Source organism: Paraburkholderia sp. GAS334 (genome assembly GCF_050436625.1).
Taxonomy (GTDB): domain Bacteria; phylum Pseudomonadota; class Gammaproteobacteria; order Burkholderiales; family Burkholderiaceae; genus Paraburkholderia.
On sequence record NZ_JBNDMO010000009.1, the window covers coordinates 53,722 to 76,971 of the forward strand.

Here is a 23,250-nt window from a genome sequence, read left to right on the forward strand (position 1 = left end):
AAACCCTGGCAGGAATGGACGGGACTGGACGCGACAGCGCGGGGGAGCGCCCCGGGCTTATTTATCTTAGACGGCGCAAGCAGACGCAATTGAAAAAACGCGCAGTCTTTCATGCGGCCGGTCCGCACACGAAAGACTGCGCCCAGGCTGCGCTTCAGTTATGCGGCTGCTTCATTCATTTCCTGCGCGTTCGATTCGGCCGCGAGCAGATTCAGCGCGACGAGAATGGCATCGCGATTGTCGAGGTTGATCGCGATGCCGAGCACATCGACGAGCCAGCGGCCGATCTTCGTATTGGAAAAATCGTCGGCGTCGGCCGTCTTTTTCATGGTGACGCCGAGTTTGACGGCGCGATAGTGGTAGGACGGCACGCTGTATTGCGCGGCAACGGCCGACAGACCGCCCTTGCATTCGGAGCACCAGCCAAGGCTGCCGGCCAGCACGATCTGCTCCGGCTCCTCGAGGCTCGCGATAAAGGCCCGGGCGGCGCGGCGCACGCAGTGTTCGTTGAGACCGTAGTCCATCAGCACGCTGTCGACCGGATCTTCGAGGGCCTGGGCGTGCAGGTCGATTTCCTGTTCCATGCCGTCGTTTTCCATGGAGACATTGCGTTGATGGCTTGCGCTACGCAGACAGTCGATCAGATAGCGGCGGAAATACGCACAGAGCGCGTAGCTGCTCGACGGCGCGCTCTCCGGGCAGGCCTGCGATTCGGTATGGCCCGGCGCGAGCCGCAGCACCTTCGTATAGATGAACTGGGCGACGAGTTCTTCCTTGTCTTCACCGAGCGCCTGCAGTTCGACGGGATGGTACGTGCGCAGCGCGCGCCGGACGAGGTCGTACATCGACGCCATTTCGTCGTGCGACAGCTGCGTGCGGCGCCGCCACAGATCGGGCAGGATTGCGTCGTCGAGATGTCGTGCCAGGTCGCGGCCCGGAAGAGCGCCCATGAAAGCCTCCGTCGAATATTTGGGGCATGGAGCGCGGGGGAGGCGGATAATCCGCCGGGAAGCCGTGAATCTGGCTGTTTGAAAAGCCCCGAAAGGCTTTGGCCGCGCTGGTAAGTTGCAACCAGTATGGTTTTTACCGACGCCTTCGCCTATATGGATTAAGTGGTAGCTGATGGGTAAACTCCCGGGTAAACCATCGCTACGACGCGGCACAACGGGGCGAGCAGCCAGCACGGTTCGCCATTCAGACAGCTGGCTTCCAGCAAGGAGACCGCACGATGCGGGCCGATCCGATCCAGCGGGCCATTGACGAAGATCTTGTGCCGGTCCTGTACGCGCAGGACCCGATTGCCTTCGTGTCGCACTGGTTTTCGATCGTCGTACTGATCTCGATCTACTGGCCGGACATTCCGTCGCCGCATCTTTTCGCGTTGTGTTTCGGGTTTTACGCCGTCGCCAACTGCGCCGGGCTGGCGCTGTGGCTCTGCAATCGCCGGTGGCCCACCGCGCTGACGCCGCGCGGATGGATCAACCTTCACGCGCTGCGCGGCATGCTGCTCTACTCGGCGCCGGGCGCGGCCATCTGGTTCGCTTTTCAAAGCCCGCATGCCGACCTGCCGCTGCTGCACACGGTGATGCTCGTCACGCTCGCGGCGGGCGTGTTCATGGCCAACGGTTTCGATTTTCGCAACTTCGTCACCGCGATTCCGTTCCTGCTGTTGCCTTCGATTGCGCTGCATTTCAGCGTCCATACGTTCGATCGAACGATTCTCGCGATCGTCCTGGCGTTCTTCTTCTGCGCGATCAACGTGTATGCGTTGAGCTACCGGAAGCTGTTTCGCCGCGTGGTCGAGGCGCGCGTCGACCAGCAATATCTGGCGGAATCGCTGGCGGCGCAGAAGCTGGTCGCCGAGGAGGCCAGCCTTGCCAAAACCCGGTTTTTTGCGGCGGCGAGCCATGACCTTCGGCAACCGTTGCACGCGATCGGGCTGCTCGCCGCTTCGCTGAACGACGGCACGGTCGCGCCGGCGCAGCACGCGAAGACCGCCGACCACATCGTGCGCAACGTCGAGGCGCTGAACCAGCTGTTCAACCAGGTGCTCGATCTGGCGCGGCTCGAAAGCGGCGTGACGCAGGTGATCCGGCTGCATTTCCGGCTCGCCGAACTGTTCGAGCGTGTCGGCAGCCAGTACCGGCCGCAGGCCGCGGCGAAAGGGCTGGCGCTGCGCATTGCGCCGACCTCGATGATCGTGCACGGCGATCCGGTGCTGCTGGAACGCGTGCTGAGCAATCTGCTGTCGAACGCGGTGCGTTATACCGAGGAAGGCGCGATCTGGCTCGGTTTCCGTCGCGCGGGGCGGCGCTCGGGCGGCTATATCGAAGTGCGCGATTCGGGCATCGGCATTCCGCTCGCTGAACAGGGGCGCATTTTCGAAGAGTTCTATCAGGTCGCGAATCCGCAGCGCGACGCGCGCCAGGGGCACGGGCTTGGGCTGCCAACCGTGCGCCGCCTGGTTGACCTGCTCGGTGGCGAGTTGCAGATGAACTCGGCGCCCGGGCGCGGCTCGACATTCCGCTTCCTCGTCCAGGCGGGCGATCCGACACGGATCGTATCGAGCCTGAGCGATACGGTCGTGAACAGTTCGGCAATAGAAGGACGCCGCGTGCTGTGCATCGACGATGACCCGTCGATTCTCGAAGGGCTGTCGACGCTGCTTGGCCGCTGGGGCTGTATCGTGCGCGGCGCGCCGGATGAGATCCAGGCGCTGCAGGCCGTCGACGAAGGTTTCGCGCCGGACGCCGTGCTGTGTGACTACCAGCTGGCGAACCATCGCACAGGCGCCGAGGCGCTGTATGCCGTGCGGGATGTGCTGCGGCACGCGGGACACGGCGAAGTCGTCACGTTGCTGATTACCGGCGACATGGCTTCGCCTGAACTGGAGGCGCTCTCGGCGATGGGCATACCGGTGTTGCACAAGCCGGTGACGCCGGCGCGTCTGCGTCGTACGCTCGAAAGCCTCTGGCAGCAGAAGCAGACGGCAAGCTCCGTGGAATCAACCGCAGCGGGCGGCGAGCCAGACGGCGCATCGCCTCCAGTCGCGATCGACGGGCAGCGTTGAGCGCGTTGCGTGCGTTGTGCGTCGTGCGTTTCTTCGTGCCGTCAAAGCGTCTTGCCCGCTTCGAGCCAGCCGTTGATGACCGCGATCGCGGTCGAGCGGTTGTGCACGCCTAGTGCCCGGAAAATCACCGACAGATGCACCTTGACCGTACCTTCGGCGACGCCCAGTTCGCGCGCGATCATCTTGTTGGTCCAGCCGCGATGGACGAGCCGCATGATGTCCTGCTGACGTGGCGACAGATTTTCAAGCAGATGCCGCTGATGCGGTTGGAGTTGGTGCGCGGGCGGTACGGTCTCGAGTACAGACGTCGCCGCACCGACGGCGGCTTCGGCGGGTGTTGTGGTGCTGCCTGCCGCTGCGCCTGCTGCGTCGCGCGTGCCGAGCAGACTTAACGCTTCCATCGGCACGTAAGCACCGCCGGACAGCACCAGTTCAATCGCCTTCAGCATCACGCTCGCGGGCTGGCGTTTCGGCACGAAGCCGAGTGCGCCGGCCGCGAGCACCGCGCGCATTTCGTCGGGCGATTCTTCGGCGGAAAGCACGACTACCGGCAAGGCTGGATTCGCCTTCAGCAGGATTTCGAGCGACCCCGCGCCCTCCATACCTGGCATGTGCAGATCGACAATCGCGAGGTCGTGGTTGGCGTCGGGCCGCGCGGCGGCCGCGAGCGTTTCCCACGTATCGGCTTCGTCAAACTGGGCATCGGGATCGAGTCCGCGCAGCAGGCCTTTGACGCCCTGGCGGATCAGTTCATGGTCGTCGGCCACAAGAAACTTCATGATGTCTCCGCGTGTGGGCCCTGCCGTTTGTTTTACCACTCTTGTTGTCTGACGGTCGAGTCTGGCTGGCGCCGCAGTGTGTTTATTCTGCCCAATGCGGCGAGCCGATGCGCAACCGTCTTCTCCCTTTGTCGTCCGGTTGCCTGACTGTCCATGCAACTTACGCGACAGGCCGTGCAGACATCCTTGCACGGCCTACCAGGTAGACGAGCGGATTAAAGCGATTTTGAACCGTTCAACGCCCAGCATTGCAGAATATGCAGCACGGGTCAAAACGATGTTGACCGCGTGCCGTCCGGGGCTAACGCGTGACGGCAAAGAGCGTCGCGTTCATGAAGATCCTGAACACGAAACCGAGCGATACGGCCGCTGCGACGCCGCAGCACCACAGCGCGACAAACCAGAGCCAGCCTGGCAGACGGTAGCTTGCAGCGGCGCGGACGCGTGAGCGGGAACGGGTCAGAGGAATGAGGCGCATAGGGTTAGGGAATTCCATGATGCTGGCCGCGCTTTCTTCAGTGTCTTCAGTGGTAGTGCGCGTCGCCGTGGCGAACCTTGCCGCGGAACACCCAGTAACCCATCGTCGTGTACGCGATGATGACGGGCAGGATCACTGCGGCGCCCACCAGCGTAAACACCTGGCTTGAACGGGGCGCGGCGGCTTCCCACAGCGTCATGCTCGACGGGATCGCATACGGCCAGAGGCTGACCAGGAGCCCGATGTAGCCGAGCAGTACAAGTCCGAGTGCGAGCACAAACGGCGTGTTGTGATGACGGTCGCGCACCGCGCGTCGCATGAAGAACGCGCAGACCGCAACGAGGAACGGCACAGGCAGCAGGCGATAGAAGAGACCGTCGTGAAACCAGCGATCGGCGATAGCCGGATCCTGCAGTGGCGTCCACAGGCTCACTACCGCGATGAACGCGAGCAGCACCAGTGTCAGCGGCCAGACGACGCGATGAAGGCGCCGCTGAAGATCGCCTTCGGTCTTCGCGACGAGCCAGCAGCAGCCGAGCAGCGCATACGTGACGACGAGTCCAAGGCCGGTGAGCAGACTAAACGGTGTGAGCCAGCCAAACGCGTTGCCTGCGAAGCTGCCGTCGACCACTGGAATGCCTTGCAGAAACGCGCCCAGTACGATGCCCTGAAAGAACGCCGCGCCGGCCGAGCCGCCGATGAACGCGAGATCCCAGAGATGTTTGGTGCGCCTGGCTTTCGAGCGGATTTCGAACGACACACCGCGAAAGATCAGACACGCGAGCATGAACACGAGCGGCAGATAGAGCGCGGAGAGCACCGTCGAATAGACGACGGGAAACACGGCAAAAAGGCCTGCGCCGCCGAGCACGAGCCAGGTCTCATTGCCGTCCCATACGGGCGCGACGGTGTTCATCATCAGATCGCGTTCCTTCTCTTCGGGAAAGAACGGAAACACAATACCAATGCCGAGATCAAAGCCGTCCAGCACGACATACATGAAGAGGCCCAGTGCGATGATCGCGGCCCACACTACGGTGACGTCCATTTTATTTTGACCTTGAAATACAGGGGTTTTACGCGGCATCGATCAACTGGTCGGCAGCCGAAAGCGGACGACGCGCGGTGTGATCGGGTGTGCTGGCGGGCAAGCCATCATGCGTGTGGCCCGGCAGCGACGGACCGGAGCGCATCAGCTTCAGCATGTAATAGACGCCGGTGCCGAACACCAGGAAGTAGACGACCACAAATGCCATCAGCGAAATGCCGACCTGTTGCGCTGTCAGCGGCGATACAGCGTGCACGGTGCGCATCACGCCATAGACCACCCACGGCTGCCGACCGACTTCGGTCGTGATCCAGCCGGCGAGCAGCGTGATGAAACCCGTCGGACCCATCGCAACGACGAACCGCAGAAACCACTTCGATTCGTATAGCCGGTCACCGCGTCGCAACGCCCACGCCATCAGCGACATCATGATCATCAACACGCCAAGGCCGACCATCACACGGAAACTCCAGAACACGACGGTCGAATTCGGCCGGTCCTCCGGTGCAAAGCTCTTGAGACCACGAATCTCGCCGTCCCAGCTATGCGTGAGGATCAGGCTGCCGAGGTGGGGAATCGATACGGCGTAGCGGGTCGTTTCGGCCTGCATGTCAGGGAGGCCGAACAGGTTGAGCGCCGTGCCGCCTTTTTCGGTGTCCCACAGGCCCTCGATCGCGGCGATCTTGGCGGGCTGATATTCACGCGTGTTGATACCGTGCTGGTCGCCGACAAATGCCTGGACGGGCGCGAGGATCAGCAGCATCCAGAGTGCCATCGAGAACATCTTTTTGACGGCCGGATCGCGGCGCCCCTTGAGCAGATGCCATGCACCCACCGCCGCGACGACGAGTGCGCCGACGATGAACGCCGCGATCGCCATGTGCGCGAGCCGGTACGGGAACGAGGGGTTAAAAATGATCTTGAACCAGTCGAGCGGCACGACCTGGCCGTTCACGACATCAAAGCCTTGAGGCGTCTGCATCCAGCTATTGGACGCGAGAATCCAGAACGTCGAGATCAGCGTACCGAGCGCGACCATCAGCGTTGCGCCGAAGTGTGCGCGCGGGCTGACGCGCTGCCAGCCGAACAGCATGATGCCGAGGAAGCCCGCTTCGAGGAAGAACGCCGTCATCACCTCGTACATGAGGAGCGGGCCGGTGACGGGGCCGGCGAAACTGGAGAAGCCGGACCAGTTGGTGCCGAACTCGTAGCTCATCACGACGCCTGAGACGACACCCATGCCGAAGGCCACTGCAAAGATTTTCGACCAGAAGAGGCAAAGATCTTTGTAGTACACCTTGCGGGTTTTGAGCCATCGCCATTCGAGCACGGCGATGAAGCTGGCGAGCCCGATGCTGAGCGCCGGAAAAATGATGTGAAAGGAGATCGTGAATGCGAACTGAAGCCGGGCGAGGTCGAGTGCCGAGATTGCGGTGTTCATGGTCAGATTGCGGAAATCAGACTACGCGCATCGACCGCTGTCGAAACGCACTGCGATGTGCAGATGGGCTCAAGAGTAGGGGAATGCGCGAGGATTTGCTGCGGCGCGGGATGAGATGCGATGGCGTGCCTGTCTTCACGCGAGCTGGCTTTATCGGGATAAGCCGTTGATCGGTATCGAGGTTTTCGCGGCGCTCATGGTGCACCGCGGCGTGGTGTCGCAGGGGGAAGTGCGGCAATCGACCGCGCTGGGCGCTAGCGAACGCACTATTTCTCAGTGAGGCGTGAGCGCATCCGGTGACCGATCTTCAGGCACTCGAACCCATGTCCACACCAGGCCGAGATGACGAACGGCGCGGTCATGAAAGTCCATCCGAAGTAGCCGAAAGCCTGCTGCAGCAGCACCGATAGCGCGACGGCTGCAACCGTCACGCCAGCGCCGCAGTCCGCAACCGCAAGCGCCGTGAGTGCGCCGTTAAAGCCGCGCAAACCAGCATCGAGTGAAGAAGGAGTCGCACCCATCAACAGATGGCCGCCACTGGCAAGCGCGGCGCCCGATAGCGCCCAGAAGGCATGTCGTCGGGAAGATGTTGCGATGCCCGCAATGATGAACAAGCCCGACACCGTGCCGGAAGCAAACGTTGTTTGTGCAACGCCGGCGAGCACGCCATGAATCGCTTCGAGATACGAGGCCGCACCCACGCCATTCTGCGCATCTGGATGCGCAGCAAGCCGGACCAGCGGAAGCCATGCCCATGTCACGATCAGACACGGACTCGAATAAAGACCCAGACGAAACCTGCGCAGCAAGCGCCGCCACGGATGGAGCATCCACGCGGTTGCGGTTGCAGCAAGAATAGCGGTTGCGGCGGCGGTCGCATCGTCGGCGATGAACGTGAATGCCGCCAGCGCAGCCAGCGCGCCATTGAAGCCGTGCAGGCCAGCGCGCGTTTCGTGCTCGTCATAGCCTGCCAGCACGGCGCTGACATTCGCGGCAACTGTGCCGATGAGCGCCGCGCAAGCGAGCCGAAGGTCGCAGACCAGCAGCGCAGCGAGCACGCATGCGCCCGTCACGGCATTGCCCTGCAGCACGATCTGCCCCAGGCTTCGCAGCAGCGTGCGTAGCGCAGTGGATTCGGCCTGGGTGGTTGCAGCGTACATGTCGGATAACCGGGAGATCACGCGCGAAGCGCCCGGCGCGGTCAGCAGAATGAAACCGCGAGCATAGGTCACAAGCGTCGCATCTGGGATGTCGAGGTGTTGATAGTGGCTATTTGCGTGGCCTTGTGCCGAAGGAGACGCAAGCGGCACGACACAGGATTGTGCGAGGATGACGGTGCGCGGTATGCAGGCGCCAGCATGCGTACGTGGCCTGCAACTGCTCCCGCCAACTTGTCAGCCAGGAGGCATAGACATGCGTGAAGTACGCTGGGCATCGGAAGAAGGAGACGGCATCGAACACCTCGCGCTCGATGCACGCGGTGACGGGTTCTTCGTAGAGAGCGCCGTCGTTGGACAGCGCTATGGACGTTCGTACGGCCTCTTCTACAGCGTAACCTGCGATCTGCAATGGCGTGTCACCCACGCGTATCTGAAGATCGCCGGTGGCGGCGCGCTCGAACTGCATGGTGACGGCGCAGGCCACTGGCGCGACGGCGAAGGCCACACGCTGGATGCGATCGAAGGCTGTATCGACATTGATATCGCCGCTACGCCGTTCACCAATACGCTGCCGATCCGTCGACTTCAACTCGCGCCGGGTGCGCGCCAGCCCATTTCGGTGGCGTATATCTCGACGCCGGATCTCGCCGTCACACGCGTTGAGCAGGCGTATTCCTGTGTCGACCTCGACCGCGAGTATCGTTACGAAGGCATTTTCCGCAATTTCGCAGCCAACATGAAAGTCGACGAAGACGGTCTGGTCATCGACTATCCGACACTGTTCAGACGCCTCCCGACACCCGGTCCCTGAAACCCTCGCCACGTTCGTGTTGTGCAGCGAAGCGATCGATGCGCCGCAATCGATGCGGGATCACGCAGCAATGCAGTGCCCCGCGTCGATTTCCTCGCGAAGGCTTTCATAACACGGCGTTTAAGCCTTGCGGCCGACGTCCTGCGGCGGCGTATCGGCACCTGCGCCGAGCGCTCGCTGCATCAGTGTTGTGTCGAGCCAGCGCCCGTGCTTGAAACCGACAGCCTTCAGCGTACCGGTCAGTTCGAAGCCGAGACTGCCGTGTAGCGAGATCGACCCGCCGCTGCCACCGTCGGCGATCACGGCGACCATCTGCCGCCACGGGCCCGATTCACACCGCGCAATCAGCGCCTGCAACAGGATGCGGCCGATGCCACGCCCGCGAAATGCATCGCTGACGTAGATGGAGTCTTCAATCGTGTGCCGGTACGCCACGCGCGGCCGGTAGGGCGTCGCGTAACAGTAGCCTGCAACGACGCCGTCGATCTCCGCGACCATATACGGCAGGCCGTGGCCGAGCACCGATTCACGTCGGGCGCGCAGGTCGTCGACCGAGGGCGGCGTTTCTTCGAACGATGCGACGCCCGTCAGCACGTGGTGCGCGTAGATGGCCTGAATGGCCGGCAGATCGGCTTCGGTTGCATCGCGTACGAGCGGCGCGGCGGTGTCGGATAAAGCGTTGGGTCGGGTGTGGGATGCTTCGTTCATGCGTGTCCTGTCTTGGTGCTACGGTACGAGCTTCAACTATGCCCGTAGTGCGCGCGAATTTGAAGCCGCTCAAAAATCTGCGCGACGCCCGCCGTCTTTTTCATGCATGAAAAATGTAAGGCAGAGCATGTGTCCGGCAGACCCATGACATTTGCGCGTGTCATCCACGTGGTATATACCTTCGTACGTGACGTAATCCGTGAACCTGACAGGGAGCATGCATGAAATCTGGCCGCCGCCTCCGCGTTACTAGCGGCTGGCGCGACCAGGAGGCGGTTCAGGGTTCAGCTATGTGAGTACATGTCCTGATTCGACGCCCGATGCGCGTAGTGCCGATGATGCTTCGGCTTGTGCTTAGTCTTCGGGGCTTCGGTGGCGCTCGCGTTGTGTGGCGCGGGTGCCGGCTGCGTTTGTGCCTGCGGCTGCGTTTGTGTTTGTGTTTGTGTTTGCTTCGGCGTGGAACCAGACGGCGAAGCGGGATGTGCGTTGCCCGGCTGCACGGTTGTCTGGCCTTCGCCGAAGCGATACGTCTGCGACGATTGTGCCTGAGCGGCAACGGATAGCGCAGCGAGCGCGAAAGCGGCGAATGTCAGGGATTTCGAAAGCTTCATGAGCCCTCCGTTCAAAGCGAGGGCGACAGCATACCGCAAGGCCTCCCGATGCTGCGTGAGCTAGTCGCGAGGCGCTGATGGGTGGCGCGCACGCGACAAAGGTGAGGAAAACCAGGAGCCGCCCGCGCTTTCTTAACCCGCCGTTCGCGGTGCAGGCGCGCTTTTCGCAAATCGCCGCGCGCCGCCGACACACGCGACCACCACGACCGTCACGACAATCATCGCAGGAGGCACCTGCTCGTGCAGCAGCAGCGCGGCGAGCATGAGCCCGAAGAACGGTTGCAGCAGCTGCAACTGCCCCACGCCAGCGATGCCGCCGAGCGCCAGCCCGCGATACCAGAACACGAAGCCGATCAGCATGCTGAAGAGCGATACGTAGGCGAGTCCCCAGAGCGCTGCGTGGCTCACGCCTGCGAACGACGCGGGCCATGCCCACCAGGTCAGCGGCATCATCAGCGGCAACGACAGCACCAGCGCCCACGAAATCACCTGCCAGCCGCCGAGGTGACGTGACAGTCGCGCGCCTTCCGCGTAGCCGAGCCCGCACACGACAATCGCGGCCACCATCAGCGCATCGCCGAGCGGCGAAGCGTGAATACCGTTGCGCAGTGCAAAGGCGACCACCGACGCACTGCCAATCGCGGAAAACAGCCAGAATGCCGGCCGCGGCCGCTCACCGCCGCGCAGCACGCCAAAGATCGCCGTCGAAAGCGGCAGCAAACCAATAAACACCACAGCATGCGCGGCCGTGATGTGCTTCAGCGCAAGCGCGGTCAACAGCGGGAAGCCGATCACGACGCCCAGCGCAACCACGACGAGCGGCAACAGATCACGGCGGGTCGGGCGCGTCTCGCGAAACAGCACCAGCAACGCAAGCGCCAGCGTGCCGGCGATCGTCGCGCGCGCGACGGTCAGGAAGATCGGATCCAGCCCCTCGATCGCGATGCGCGTCGCGGGCAGCGAGCCGCTGAAGATAAGTACGCCAACCAGTCCGCTGAGCCAGCCGTTGCCTGTCTTTTTCATGAGTAATGTTCGATGCCAGGTCAAAACGTCGAGCATCCTCTCTCGCGAGATAAAGCGTAAGCTACGGATCAGTACAATTCGAGCAAACTGTACCGATCAAGGAGCAGTACGGATGGCGGAAGATGACAGGGTCAGCTCAGCAACTGCCGGCACGCGCGTCGCGCTGGTGATGAACACATTGCGCGAGCGCATCGCCAGCCGCGCGTTGATGCCGGGCGCGCGCGTGCCGTCGATCCGCACGATGACCGAGACGCTGGGCGTGTCGAAATCGACCGTGGTCGATGCGTACGACCGGCTTGTCGCGGAAGGCGCGATCGTGTCGCGGCGCGGCTCGGGTTTCTTCGTTTCCGGTCACGCGCCGCCATTTGCACTCGCTGATATCGGCCAGCGGCTCGATCGCGATGTGGATCCGTTGTGGCTCACGCGACAATCCCTCGAAAGCGACGCGAAAGCGTTGAGGCCCGGTTGCGGCTGGATGCCGGCCGCGTGGATGCCGGAAGAGGGCGTGCGTCGTGCGTTGCGGGCCATTGCGCGCGATTCGCATGCGCCGCTCGTCGAATACGCATCACCACGCGGCTTGCCCGCGCTGCGCCAGCATCTGGCGTGGCGGCTGTCGCAGCATGGTCTCGATGCGCCACCCGAGCAGATCGTGCTCACCGATGGCGGCACGCACGCGCTCGATCTCGTCTGCCGTTTTCTGCTCGAACCGGGCGATACGGTGTTGATCGACGATCCCTGCTATTTCAACTTTCAGGCGCTTCTGCGTGCGCATCGCGTGCGCATCGTGAGTGTTCCGTACACGCCGTCAGGACCTGACCTTGCGCAGTTCGAGCAGGCGTTGATCGGGCATCGTCCGCGGCTCTATGTGACGAATTCGGCGATTCACAATCCGACCGGGGCGACGCTGGCGCCTGCAATCGCGCATCGTCTGCTCAAGCTCGCGGGCGAGCACGATCTGCTGATTGTCGAAGACGATATCTTCGCTGACTTCGAGGATGAACCTGCGCCGCGGCTCGCCGCGTTCGATGGCTTTGCGCGCGTGGTATCGATCGGCAGCTATTCGAAGACGCTGTCGGCCGCTGTGCGCTGCGGTTACATCGCGGCGCGTGCCGACTGGATCGAGCCGCTGATCGATCTGAAGCTCGCGACGTCGTTCGGTAACGGCGAACTGGCAGCGGGTGTCGTGCATCGTCTGCTGGTGGACGGCACGTACCGGCGCCATCTCGATAGCATGCGCACACGGCTCGCCGACGCGATGGGCGACACTGCGCGCCGTCTGACGCAGACAGGTCTTCTCATCTGGACGCGGCCACGCGGTGGCATGTTCATCTGGGCGCAGTTGCCTGGTGCACTCGATGCCGCGCGGGTCGCGCGGCATGCGCTCGCGGAGAACGTCGTGTTCGCGCCGGGCAACGTGTTCAGCGCGTCGCAATCGGCGCCGGGATTCCTGCGTTTCAACGCATCGCAATGCACGCGGCCAAAGGTATACGAAGCGCTGCAGCGCGCGATGGAACGCGCGGCCCGCGATACGTGATATCGCGGGATGTTGCACGCACAACCATCGTCAGGCGGCGTCAACCGGTGTCCCGGCCGCCATGAAATGCCGCGCTCGCATTACTGCTTTCCGCACAGCAACAGCAACCGTTCCTGGTCAGTGCATGGGCGCTTTGGCGACTTCGCGGGTTCATCCGTCGCGGGGGCGTTAGTCGCTGCGACTGCGGTCCTGTGCGCGAGGCACACGCGCAGCCGTTTCTCCACCGGCGGATAGTATTTCCATCCTTTGCCGAGGTTCGGCAGTTCCATCTTCACCTGTTTCCACTTCGGATGACCGTGTTCCTGAAGGTTGTCGAAGTTCGCGCAGAGCGAATCGGCGAACCGGTTGAGATTGCCGACGGTGTCGCGCAGGTTGTAGTCGTAAGTCACGAGGAAGGCTTTTACCGTCAGCGTCTGCACGTCTTCCTTCAGCCAGTTCGGATAGCTCGACGCGCGGATCGTCGCCGGGAAATAGGTCTGTTTTGCGCGCACCGTTTCTGGCGCGGCCGGATCGACCTTGAGCACGCGGATCTGCTCCAGCAGTTCGGGATTCATGTCGGTGAAGAGCTTGGCCGGCTGTCCCGCGACGACTATGGCAACGTCGATCTTCTTCACGATCAGCGCGGCGAGCGCATCCTCGTTCGATAGATGTTGCGCGTACTGATCGGGAACGGACGTGCCGAACATGAGACGGTATAGCGTGGTCGCCGACTGCGCGGTGCCGCTGCCAATCAGCCCGATACTCATGTTCTGGTTCTTGATCTCATTGATCGTCTTGAGCGGAGAGTCGGCACGCACGACGAAATAGATTTCCTCGTCATAGAGCGGCATGATCAGACGCAACGGGCGAATGGTTGTGCCCGCATCTGTATTGCCGCCGTTCGCCATGTCGACGTAAGCCTGATATACGTCCGACTGCACGAGCGCGAGCTTCACGCCAGGCTCGAAGCGCATGCGCTGCACGTTCTCCGCCGAGCCCTTGGACGGCACCACTTCGAGGTCGATGCCGGCGGATGGCGCGACCCATTTCGCGAGGTCCGCGCCAATCTGGATGTATGTACCGCGCTCCGGTCCCGTGACGATCTTGTAGTGCGCGTTGTCCGCCAGCGCCGCCGACGACGCCAGCGCCAGTCCGACACATCCCGCCAGAATGATCTTGAACATGGTCTCCACCTTTTCTGTCTGGTTGTAACTGACACTCGCGCAATGGCACGCGAAGCGTCGAATCCGGTCTTGAATGTTATGGGCGGGGGGGCCTCGCCTGTGCATGTTGTCTGATGTGCTGGTTCATGACGTCACGGCGTCATCGCTTCAACGCACCGACGACGCAGTGGATGCCTTCGCCGGATGACTCCAGCCCGATTCGCGGATCGCGCGTTCCTGTGCGTCGATGCTGCTGGTGTCTGTTGTCGTCGTCTGCGTCGATGTGGTCGGGGAAACTGGAGCCGGCGCGGGTGTGGCTGCGGGTGTGGCTGCGGCATTGGGCGTCGGCGTGGGCGTAGCCATGGCTGTCGTGCGCGGCGGTGTGTTCACCGGCGCGGAGACCATGGGTCGACGCGCCACGGGCGGACGCGCCACGCGCGCGGGCGGTGCGGCTGCGGCCACGGCCGGTGCGGTCGCAGCCGCACCGCCGCGCGCCGTCGGCAACGCGGGGGAATTCCAGCCTGCCTCACGGATCGAACGTTCCAGCAGCGCCTTGACGCCGGGATTGGTTGCATCGACAGCGAGCGCATCTGATGCGTTGTGCCGCACGCAACTCCATAGACGGTCCTGTACGCAAGAGTTCGCCGCGCGCACAAAAGCGTCGCGCTTCAACATGCGTTGCAGCAGATCCTGCTGCATCAACCGTGCTTCGGCGTTATCGGGCTGCGTCGCCAGCGCTTCAGAGAGCGCCGCCTGCGCGCCTGCCAGATCGCTCGCCTCAAGACTCGCGCGCGCCGCCTGTAGACTTTCGGGGACGTCGCGATGTCGCGTCAGGGCGCGAGCGGGCAGAGGCGGCACGACCGGTGTCGCCGCGACGGCAGCCGCGGGCGCCGCGGAGGGCAACGGCGGCAAGGTCGGGATGGGCGGTATGGACGGCGACGCAGCCACTGCCTGCCGCGTCGACGGGGCAGGCGCCGCGGGTGTCACCTTCGCAACGGGGGCAGCCGGAGCAGCCGGCGTTCGAGCCGGCGCAACAGGCGCGATCGATGCGACGCTTTCCGACGGACGCGCCGACGACGCACCCTGATAAGGCTGGATACTGCCGCTCGTGCTGGTGGTGGCCGGTTCGTCGATTGCAGAGTCGGCCCTGTGTTCGCTGAAGAGCGTGTAACCCGCGTAGCCGAGCGCAAACAGAAAGAAGCTCAGCACGAGCCCCTTGCTGAAAATCCAGCGGCCCACGCTGCGCCATATGGGCTCCGGCATGCTGAGCGGAGGAACCGGCGTATCGGGTAGCATCAGCGGCTGCGTGTGGCCGGCCGGCTGCGGAACGTCCCCTGGCAAACCGGATGGAACATCCGGCGCGCGCGGCGGATGCGGATGAGCAAGCGCGTCGGCCTTCAGGCGCACGCCGTAAGCTACTGCGTGACTGGCGCCGCACCATGGACACGTTTCGTCAGGCGGATACAGCGCGCCGCCGCAACGTTTGCATGGCGTCGGGAATGTCTGGCCGGGACGAGTCTGGGTGGACATGCGTTCAACCCACCAGTTATACGCTGTGCCTCTGAACGGCACGCTTCAGGTCGCCATCAGGGCGACCCGCAGCATCTGCGTGATTCACGGTACATATGCACTGGTCGACGGACGAACCGAAGAAGATTCGGGGGTCGCCTGAATGCAATATGTGTCGTTTCCGCGCCAACGTCAATCGCCGTTGTCACCTACCGCACACATTGGACACGGATACGTCAGGAGGACGATTAATACAGACGATTTTTGTATGCACCACATCACAGCACACTGGATGCTCGCGGCCTGGTCAGATGAATGTTGACTGTCCGTACGGCCGGACGCGTAGTACGTCCGGCCGTTTCGAGGCGGGGAATGCCTGCCGCAGTCAATGATGTTTGCGCAGCGGAACATCCTTGAACAGCAACGCCAGCACGAACGCAAGAACGACCACGCATGCCGCGACGAAATACACGGTGTGCAGCGCGCCCGCGAATGCCTGCAGATAGTCGTCGCGCAGCACAGCCGGCAACTGGTGGATCGTCGCCGGTCCGAGCGACTGCGGCAATTCCGTGCCTGCCGGAATGAGATCGCTCAGGCGCGAGCGAAGCTGGCTCGAAAACACCGCACCGAACGCAGCGACTCCCACCGAGCCACCGATCGAACGGAACAGCGTTGCACCCGATGTCGCAACACCCATGTGCCGGAATTCGACCGCGTTCTGCGCGGCGAGAACCAGCACCTGCATCACCATGCCGAGCCCGAAGCCGAGCAGGCCCATGTAGATATACATCACGTAGATGGGTGTCGAAATTTCCAGACGCGCAAGCAGGATCATCGCGACGGCGACGAGGAACGTGCCCGCGATCGGAAACATCCGGTATTTACCGATCTTGCTGATCGCGCGACCTGTGATGACAGACATCACGAGCAGGCCACCCATCATCGGCAGCATCTGCATACCGGCTTCTGACGGCGTCGAGTTTTTCACGACCTGCAGATACACGGGCAGGAACGTGACCGAACCGAACATCGAAACGCCAACAATGAAGCCGATCAAACAGCTCAGCAGGAACGTGCGGTTCCTGAAAAGCTCCAGCGGCATGATCGGTTCCACTGCGAGGCGTTCTTCATAAATGAACCCACCGATGCACACGAGGCCGACCGCGAGCGTGAACCACAGTTGCGGCGAACTCCACGGCAGGATCGTGCCGCCCTGACTCGTGAAGAGGATGATGCAGGTCAGCGCGGTAGCGAGAAAGCCGGCGCCCATGTAATCGATCGCATGCTTGATGTGCTTCGTATGCGGCTTGAAAACGGCGGCGATGACGAGCAGCGCGCCAATGCCGAGCGGCAGATTGATATAGAAAATCCAGCGCCACGACAGATGCTCGACGAGGAAGCCGCCGAGCAGCGGACCAATGACGGTCGCAAGGCCGAACACGCCACCGAACATGCCCTGATAGCGGCCACGGTCGGCCGGTGGAATGACGTCGCCGATCGCTGCCATCGTGATCACGAGCAGGCCGCCGCCGCCGAGACCCTGTAGCGCTCGCAGCAGGATCAACTGCGTCATGTCCTGCGCGGCGCCACAGAGCGCGGAGCCGACGAGGAACAGCACGATCGCTGTCTGCAAGACGATCTTCCGGCCGAACAGGTCGCCGAATTTGCCGTATAGCGGCACGACGATCGTCGAAGCGAGCAGATAGGCCGTCACGACCCACGACAGGTTCTCGAGGCCGCCCAGTTCACCGACGATCGTCGGCAGGGCGGTCGAGACGATTGTCTGGTCGAGCGCGGCCAGTAGCATGACGAGCAGCAGCGCGGGAAACAGGATGCGTAGCGGCGGGTGCGATGCGGTATTCGCGGACGAAGGCGCATCGACGTGGGTTTCATCGACGCTCAGTGAAGTGGACTGATCCATGTGCCGGTGATGTCGCTTGATATTAATTAATGTGGAGATTAATATATGCGATATCAGGCGTATCGTCAAACGGATATGGCACAGAGAAAAATCGGAGGCGGCGCGGCGCAAAGGGAGCATGTCGCTGGCAACGCAGATGTCGCCGACGCCGGCGCTGGGGCGGTGACGGGCGGCGTTGCCCCGCGGCGTCCCGGGCGACCGACGGGCAGCGCGCGCGGGCCCGAACAGCGTACGAGGCTGCTCGATGTGGCGCTGGCGCTGTTCGCGCGGCAGGGCATCGTCGATACGACGCTCGGCGCCATCGCGCGCGAGGCCGGCGTCACGCCGGCGATGGTTCACTACTACTTCAAGACGCGCGACCAGTTGCTGGACGTACTCATCGACGAGCGTTTCATGCCGCTGCGCGCGGCGCTGGGTGGCGCGTTCGAGGCAAATCCTGATGATCCCGTCGCCGCGATTACCCAGCTGGCGCGGCGTCTTGTCGATGTCGCGATCGAATATCCATGGTTCCCGCCGCTTTGGGTGCGCGAAGTGATCAGCGAGGGCGGACTGCTGAAGCAGCGCATGCACGCGCGGTTCGGCGACGCGCACCAGAAAGCGTCAATCGACTGCATCGCGAAGTGGCAGAAAGCAGGGCGGCTCAACGCGAATCTGGAACCGTCGCTCGTTTTCCTGTCGCTGCTCGGTCTGACCATCCTGCCGCTCGCGACATCGAAGGAATGGCGTAACGACCCGATCCGTCGACAGATCACCGCCGACGACATTGCCCGCCACGCGATCGCGTTACTCACGCACGGCGTCGGACCGAACATCACGACGCGCTGAGCGAAACCGGAATCGAAGCTGATGCGGCACGCATCGTGCTGAAAACGGTTGAATTCAGAACGTCGACTTCGCGTGGCGCCGGACGCGTTTCTGGTGGCCGGTTGCATGGGCCCGCGTTACAACCCGGGCGGGAGCAGAATCCGCGCGTGTGGGCGCGCTGAAAGAGATCGGCCGTGCGTTTCTGTGCAGCCGGACAACTACGGCGGCAATCCGCGAGAGGGACTCGCGACGACATGAAACCCTGTAAAAATGACGTACAGTGCGCATTTTTTCATGCGCGTTTTCATGTCCTCGCCTTGATCCCGCGCTATCGTCCGCTACGCTTCACGTAATGCGGTAGTGTCGAGAGTGGTCGACAACGCGATGCGCGCGCACGCCGCGCAACGCAAAAATGGTTGCAACCCGTCGCGCGAAATCGGGTCCTACCTGAACGTAGCGCGCCGGTTCATCCATGCAACAGTTGCGCGTGACCGCCTAACCTGTCTATATAGCAACAAAGCAAAATGAACGGAGAGTTGAGACTCGATCAGGCAACGATCGTGCTCGTCGAGGATGACCCGCAGAGCCGGGAATCACTGGCGAGCCTGCTTGAATCGGAAGGGGCACGCGTCGTCGCGGTCGCGGACGCGGAAGAAGGTGTCGAGGCGGCGGTCCGGTTGCTACCGGATGCGATCGTCTGCGATATCGATTTGCCCACGATGGACGGTTTCTACCTGATCCAGCGCCTGCGCGACCACGAGATTCGCGGTGACCATTCGCCTACGGTGGCGGTTGCGCTCACCGGTCACACCGACGACACCTACCGCCTGCGAAGCATCGGCGAGGGCTTTCAGCACTTCATGACGAAACCGGCCCGGCCGAATGCGCTGGTCACGCTTTTGCGTGACGCGATCGAGGCGCGTGCGGCAGGTTGATTTTCGTGTGAAGTAATGCGGTAACCCGCGGGGCAGGCGCGAGCCTGCTTCGCTGAATGACGCGTGGCGTCAATCGCTGGCGATTTCCGCGTTTTTCGCGGGCCTGGTGTCGGGTTTGGCGTCTTTAGCAGCGTTCGCCGCCTGACACGCGGCGCAGAGGCCTTTCAGTTCGATTTCATCGCTGGCGAGGCTGTAACCCGCATCTTCGATCTGCGCGACGAGCGCCTGGCGCAACTTCGGTTGATGCAGTTCTGTGACGTTGCCGCATTGCTGGCACACCACCAGGATGCCGTGCTGACATTGCGTCAGATCGTGGCAAACCGTGAACGCGTTGATCGACTCGATCCGGTGCACCAGTCCGGCCGACAGCAGAAAATCCAGCGCGCGGTACACCGTGGGCGGCGCCGAGCCGGGATGGATCTGACGCATGTCGTCGAGCAGCGAATACGCCTTCGTCGCCCGACCCGATGCGAGCAGCAGTTCCAGCACCTTGCGGCGAATCGGCGTCAGTTTCTCGCCGCGTTCGCGGCAATATTCTTCCGCCAGCGCGAGCGCAGCCTCAGGCGAGGCGGCGGCTGCGGGCCCGTGGTCGTGATCGTGCGCAGTCGTGGAGGAGGCGTTCTTCATGCGTCGATTATACGGGGCATCGCGAACTTCGATCGAACTGCGCTCCCAGCTCGCGCCCGGCCGCCTCGTTGCCCATGTCAGCCGTTCAGGTCAGCGGCAGATCGATGAACTTCCTGAAGCCCGGACGGTTTTCCAGCCGCGAATACCAGCGCTCCAGATTCGGCATCGACGGACGCTCGATGCCTTCGAGACCGAACCAGCGCTTCGCGTAAGCGCCGAGCACGATGTCGGCGTGCGTGAAGTGGTCGGTTTCGAAGAAGAAGCGGCCGGCCAGATGCGTGTCGAGCTGCTTCCAGAGCGCGCTGACGGCCTGCACGTTCCGCTCTAGCGCCGCCTGATCGCGGTCGGCGGCCGGTGTGCGGACGATCGACCAGAACACGGGCCGCTCTGCGGGCTGCAGCGTACTCAGCGACCAGTCCAGCCAGCGGTCGATGCCCGCGCGGATTTTTGGATCGGCGGGGTAAAGCAGGCTCGACGGCGGTCCATACTGCAGCACCAGATAGCGCAGTATGGAATTCGACTCCCACAGCACGTAGTCGCCATCGACGAGCGTCGGGACCTTGCCCGTCGGATTCATTGTCAGATAGTCGGGCTCGCCGTTGCGGCCGAACTGCATGCCGGCGTCGATACGTTCGTACGGCAGCGACAGCTCATCGCAGCACCACAAAACTTTCTGGACATTGACCGAGTTGGCCCGTCCCCAGATCGTAATCATTCGGCAGTTTCTCCTGGAAGGCAAAGCGCTGCGCATAACCGCGGCGTCAAACCGTTAACGATACACGAGGAAGGCTGTTTTTACCGATCGTGGGGACATCGCTGCGTACAATATATCCACTTCAAAGTGACGAGGCATCGCATGGCCCGCATAGTCCCCGACGACTGGAAAAATCTCGCCGCCACCGGCGCCGCTTCCCGTGAACGCGAAACGCTGGCGCTGCTCGAGCACGCGTTGTCCGACGACTACACCGTCTATCACGGTGTGCACTGGACCCGTCTGAACCAGGGCTTTTCCGTGTTCGGCGAAGCGGATTTCGTGATCGTCAGCCCGTCGGGGCGCGTGATGATCATCGAGCAGAAAACCGGCTTCCTGCGCGAGACGCCAAAAGGACTCGTCAAGGTCCACATGCAGACCGAACGTAACGTGGCGATTGCACTTGCGCGCACGGTCGAAGGCATGCATCGCCGCTTCACGGCGGCGTTCGGCGCGAACACGTATTTCATCGAGGAACTGCTGTACTGTCCCGACCACGTCGTGAAAGACGCAGCGATTGCCGGCGTGAACCCGGCGCGCATCGTCGATGCGACGCGCAAGGACCGGCTCGCCGCGATCATCCGCGACGCGTTGCCGGCGGACGAACCCCGCCTGCCTTGCGCGGCGAAGATCCACCACTTTCTCGCAGACGAACTCGCGCTGACGCCGGACGCGAGTGCGCTCGTCGGCCAGGCGGGCACACTCGTCACGCGTCTTGCGGGCGGCCTCGCGACGTGGGCGCGGCGGCTCGAATTCGCGCCGTTCCGTCTGCGCGTGATCGGCACGGCCGGGTCGGGCAAGACGCAGCTCGCGGTGCAGGTCATGAAGGACGCGGTCGCGGAAGGCCGGCGCACGCTGTACGTGTGCTTCAACCGGCCGCTCGCGGATCACATCGCGCGCGTTGCGCCGCCCGAGGCGAAGGTCGCGAACTATCACCAGCTATGCGACTGGATCGCACGCGATGCCGGACGTGCACCGGATTTCGACGCGTCGAACGTATTCGAACAACTCGAGACCACGTTCGCGCAATCTCCGGTCGATGAGCGCTGGCAGTTCGATGTGGTGATCGTCGATGAAGGGCAGGATTTCCAGCAGCCGTGGGTCGCGGCCCTCGAACGGCTGTTGCGGCCGGGCGCGGCGTGGTGGTGGCTCGAGGATCCGCTGCAGAATCTGTATATGCGTGCGCCCGTCGAGCTGCCCGGCTGGACGACGCTCAAGGAGACCACGAACTATCGCAGCCCGCGCGACATTCTCGATTACGTGCGCGATCTCGTCGGTGCGTCGGCGCCGCTAGCGGCAGGGCTCACTTCGGGCAGTCCGTTCGACGGCTCGGACATTTCGTTTTCGACCTACGACGAGGCCAACGCCACGGAAGGCAGCATCGATGCAACGAAGCGCGCCATCACGCACGCGCTCGGGCTTGGCTTTCGCAAGCAGGACATTGCGGTGCTGTCGTTTCGAGGAAGGGAAGGTTCGGCAATGACGGCGCTCGATCATCTCGGCCCGCACCGTCTGCGCAGTTTTACCGGCAAATACGATCTGTTCGGCAACCCGGAGTATCGCGAGGGCGACGTGCTGCTGGAGTCGATCTATCGCTTCAAGGGGCAATCCGCGCCGTGCGTGATCCTCACCGAAGTCGATTTCGATCAGTTCGACGAGCGCATTGCGCGCAAGCTGTTTGTCGGCGCGACGCGCGCGACGATGAAACTGATTGTTGTCGCTACGCAGCGCGCGGCGCGACATCTGCGTGCGCCGGAAGCGGACTGACACGTGCGATGCAGCGGATGCGGACCTGCGCAAACGCGCGCAGGCCGCGTCGGTATGAAAACCTCAACGCCACGCCGACGCACCCACGAGTGTCCCGCTGTGCGCGATCGCATCCCACCAGATCACCCGCAGCAGCGGCGCCTGCTGTGAGATCAGGATGGCCTGCACCGGATCGCTTTCGATGAAGTGCGTGACGCCACAGCACAACACGGCCGCCGCCTTGTGCGCCGCTGCGCCTGCGGGGGTGTGATCGTGAAGCCCGGCTGCACGCATTACGAGCTCGAGATGACCGAAACCATGCCGGTCGAGCCACGCCTGCGTGCGTGCGCGGTCCATTTCTGGCCGGCCGGTGACAATCGCGCGCGTATGTTGCAGGTCGATACCCGGCAACGTCTCGAAGGGCAGCAGCAGGTCGCGTTCGTTCAGCGCGGCTTCGAGGTCGGCGTCGTAGCGCGCGGACGGCACGTCGGGTAACAGGATGCCGTCGAGGTCGATCGCATACGTCGCGTAGTCGTGATCGTCTGCCATCGGGGCGCGGCGGCCCGCTTCGCTCGCGGTCCAGTCGTCGCGATAGCGAGCGGTATGCGCCTGGCGCTCCCACGGGAAAAGCGCGAAATAGCCGCGCGCATCAAGCGAGAAATCGGGCTTCGTGCGGCTCAGTTCGTCGAATGCGCCGGTCAGCGTGCGCACGACAAGCCCATGCCGTTCGAGAAACGCGATGCAGTCGACGAGCGTGAAGCCGCGCCCCGCGATGTCTTCGCACAGCAGGATCTTCGAGCCCGGCACGGGCATGGGTAGCGAGGAGTCCCACGTGACCTCGCGCGTTGCGCGTTCGTAGCGCAGGAACGCGACCGGCAAGCCGACCGCATGCGACACCATCAGCGCCAGCGGCGCGCCCCCGCGCAGAATGCCGGCGACGGCGCTAAAGCCCTCGTCGAGCAATGCGGGTTGCAGCGATTCGATCCAGTGATCGAGCTGTTCGTACGTAACGGGAAGAACCGGTTTGTTCATGAGTCGACTGGCCGGCCGCGCGCGATGCGCGTCGGCCTTGTGCGGTAGCGGTGCGGGCATTTCTTTGCCGGCGGCGTTTGGCGATATTATGCCGGTGTTCCGGAAACCCGTTGCGTGGCC

General features: G+C 63.1%; 21 protein-coding genes. 6 read left to right on the forward strand and 15 right to left on the reverse strand.

The window, feature by feature from the left end:
- Positions 1-158 precede the first annotated feature (158 nt).
- Positions 159-950 carry a hypothetical protein gene (locus P3T21_RS17905; protein ID WP_429257275.1) on the reverse strand — a complete coding sequence of 264 codons (792 nt, stop codon included), beginning with the start codon at positions 948-950 and terminating at the stop codon, positions 159-161.
- A gap of 278 nt (positions 951-1,228) precedes the next feature.
- On the opposite strand from P3T21_RS17905, the gene P3T21_RS17910 reads away from it, so the two are divergent.
- Positions 1,229-3,070, forward strand: coding sequence for an ATP-binding response regulator (locus tag P3T21_RS17910; protein WP_429257276.1), 1,842 nt, complete (start codon positions 1,229-1,231; stop codon positions 3,068-3,070).
- A 41-nt stretch (positions 3,071-3,111) separates the two neighbouring features.
- Here the strand turns inward: P3T21_RS17910 and P3T21_RS17915 are convergent, their stop codons facing one another.
- From P3T21_RS17915 to P3T21_RS17935, 5 genes are all read right to left on the reverse strand, one after another.
- Positions 3,112-3,849, reverse strand: coding sequence for a response regulator (locus P3T21_RS17915; protein ID WP_429257277.1), 738 nt, complete (start codon positions 3,847-3,849; stop codon positions 3,112-3,114).
- Between the two features lie 301 nt (positions 3,850-4,150).
- Entirely contained in the window at positions 4,151-4,327 is a 177-nt protein-coding gene (locus tag P3T21_RS17920) for a hypothetical protein (RefSeq protein WP_429257278.1), read from the reverse strand.
- Between the two features lie 46 nt (positions 4,328-4,373).
- Entirely contained in the window at positions 4,374-5,375 is a 1,002-nt protein-coding gene (gene cydB / locus P3T21_RS17925; protein WP_429257279.1) for a cytochrome d ubiquinol oxidase subunit II, read from the reverse strand.
- Positions 5,376-5,403: 28 nt separating this feature from the next.
- Positions 5,404-6,816: a cytochrome ubiquinol oxidase subunit I gene (locus P3T21_RS17930; RefSeq protein WP_429257280.1), complete on the reverse strand. Its 1,413-nt coding sequence runs from the start codon at positions 6,814-6,816 to the stop codon at positions 5,404-5,406.
- Positions 6,817-7,082: 266 nt separating this feature from the next.
- Positions 7,083-7,976 (reverse strand): urea transporter, encoded by an 894-nt coding sequence (locus tag P3T21_RS17935; RefSeq protein ID WP_429257527.1) that lies wholly within the window; start codon positions 7,974-7,976, stop codon positions 7,083-7,085.
- A gap of 253 nt (positions 7,977-8,229) precedes the next feature.
- Between P3T21_RS17935 and P3T21_RS17940 the strand changes: the two genes are divergently transcribed.
- Positions 8,230-8,787 (forward strand): putative glycolipid-binding domain-containing protein, encoded by a 558-nt coding sequence (locus P3T21_RS17940; RefSeq protein WP_429257281.1) that lies wholly within the window; start codon positions 8,230-8,232, stop codon positions 8,785-8,787.
- A 120-nt stretch (positions 8,788-8,907) separates the two neighbouring features.
- On the opposite strand, the gene P3T21_RS17945 is transcribed toward P3T21_RS17940, so the two are convergent.
- From P3T21_RS17945 to P3T21_RS17955, 3 genes are all read right to left on the reverse strand, one after another.
- Complete coding sequence (locus tag P3T21_RS17945) at positions 8,908-9,495, reverse strand: N-acetyltransferase family protein (protein WP_429257282.1); 588 nt, start codon at positions 9,493-9,495, stop codon at positions 8,908-8,910.
- A gap of 284 nt (positions 9,496-9,779) precedes the next feature.
- Complete coding sequence (locus P3T21_RS17950) at positions 9,780-10,106, reverse strand: hypothetical protein (RefSeq protein WP_429257283.1); 327 nt, start codon at positions 10,104-10,106, stop codon at positions 9,780-9,782.
- 132 nt (positions 10,107-10,238) lie between these two features.
- Positions 10,239-11,129, reverse strand: coding sequence for a DMT family transporter (locus P3T21_RS17955; protein ID WP_429257284.1), 891 nt, complete (start codon positions 11,127-11,129; stop codon positions 10,239-10,241).
- 112 nt (positions 11,130-11,241) lie between these two features.
- On the opposite strand from P3T21_RS17955, the gene P3T21_RS17960 reads away from it, so the two are divergent.
- A complete protein-coding gene (locus tag P3T21_RS17960; RefSeq protein WP_429257285.1) occupies positions 11,242-12,663 on the forward strand; it encodes a PLP-dependent aminotransferase family protein in 1,422 nt (473 codons plus the stop codon).
- Positions 12,664-12,743: 80 nt separating this feature from the next.
- On the opposite strand, the gene P3T21_RS17965 is transcribed toward P3T21_RS17960, so the two are convergent.
- The 3 genes from P3T21_RS17965 to P3T21_RS17975 form a co-directional block, all read right to left on the reverse strand.
- The gene (locus P3T21_RS17965; RefSeq protein WP_429257286.1) at positions 12,744-13,826 is read right to left on the reverse strand and encodes a TAXI family TRAP transporter solute-binding subunit; all 1,083 of its coding nucleotides are present in this window, start codon (positions 13,824-13,826) and stop codon (positions 12,744-12,746) included.
- A 147-nt stretch (positions 13,827-13,973) separates the two neighbouring features.
- Positions 13,974-15,335: a hypothetical protein gene (locus P3T21_RS17970; protein ID WP_429257287.1), complete on the reverse strand. Its 1,362-nt coding sequence runs from the start codon at positions 15,333-15,335 to the stop codon at positions 13,974-13,976.
- A gap of 364 nt (positions 15,336-15,699) precedes the next feature.
- Positions 15,700-17,235, reverse strand: coding sequence for an MDR family MFS transporter (locus P3T21_RS17975; protein ID WP_429257288.1), 1,536 nt, complete (start codon positions 17,233-17,235; stop codon positions 15,700-15,702).
- 75 nt (positions 17,236-17,310) lie between these two features.
- On the opposite strand from P3T21_RS17975, the gene P3T21_RS17980 reads away from it, so the two are divergent.
- Both P3T21_RS17980 and P3T21_RS17985 read left to right on the forward strand, forming a co-directional pair.
- Complete coding sequence (locus tag P3T21_RS17980; RefSeq protein ID WP_429257289.1) at positions 17,311-18,060, forward strand: TetR/AcrR family transcriptional regulator; 750 nt, start codon at positions 17,311-17,313, stop codon at positions 18,058-18,060.
- A gap of 503 nt (positions 18,061-18,563) precedes the next feature.
- Entirely contained in the window at positions 18,564-18,974 is a 411-nt protein-coding gene (locus P3T21_RS17985; protein WP_429257290.1) for a response regulator, read from the forward strand.
- A gap of 69 nt (positions 18,975-19,043) precedes the next feature.
- Here the strand turns inward: P3T21_RS17985 and P3T21_RS17990 are convergent, their stop codons facing one another.
- On the reverse strand, positions 19,044-19,601 hold the full coding sequence (locus P3T21_RS17990) for a Fur family transcriptional regulator (RefSeq protein WP_429257291.1): 558 nt from the start codon (positions 19,599-19,601) through the stop codon (positions 19,044-19,046).
- Between the two features lie 85 nt (positions 19,602-19,686).
- A complete protein-coding gene (locus P3T21_RS17995; RefSeq protein WP_429257292.1) occupies positions 19,687-20,316 on the reverse strand; it encodes a glutathione S-transferase family protein in 630 nt (209 codons plus the stop codon).
- A 141-nt stretch (positions 20,317-20,457) separates the two neighbouring features.
- On the opposite strand from P3T21_RS17995, the gene P3T21_RS18000 reads away from it, so the two are divergent.
- Entirely contained in the window at positions 20,458-22,119 is a 1,662-nt protein-coding gene (locus P3T21_RS18000; RefSeq protein ID WP_429257293.1) for an ATP-binding domain-containing protein, read from the forward strand.
- A 63-nt stretch (positions 22,120-22,182) separates the two neighbouring features.
- Here P3T21_RS18000 and P3T21_RS18005 read toward each other — a convergent pair whose 3' ends face one another.
- Positions 22,183-23,130, reverse strand: coding sequence for a phosphoribosyltransferase family protein (locus P3T21_RS18005; protein ID WP_429257294.1), 948 nt, complete (start codon positions 23,128-23,130; stop codon positions 22,183-22,185).
- Positions 23,131-23,250: the final 120 nt, after the last annotated feature.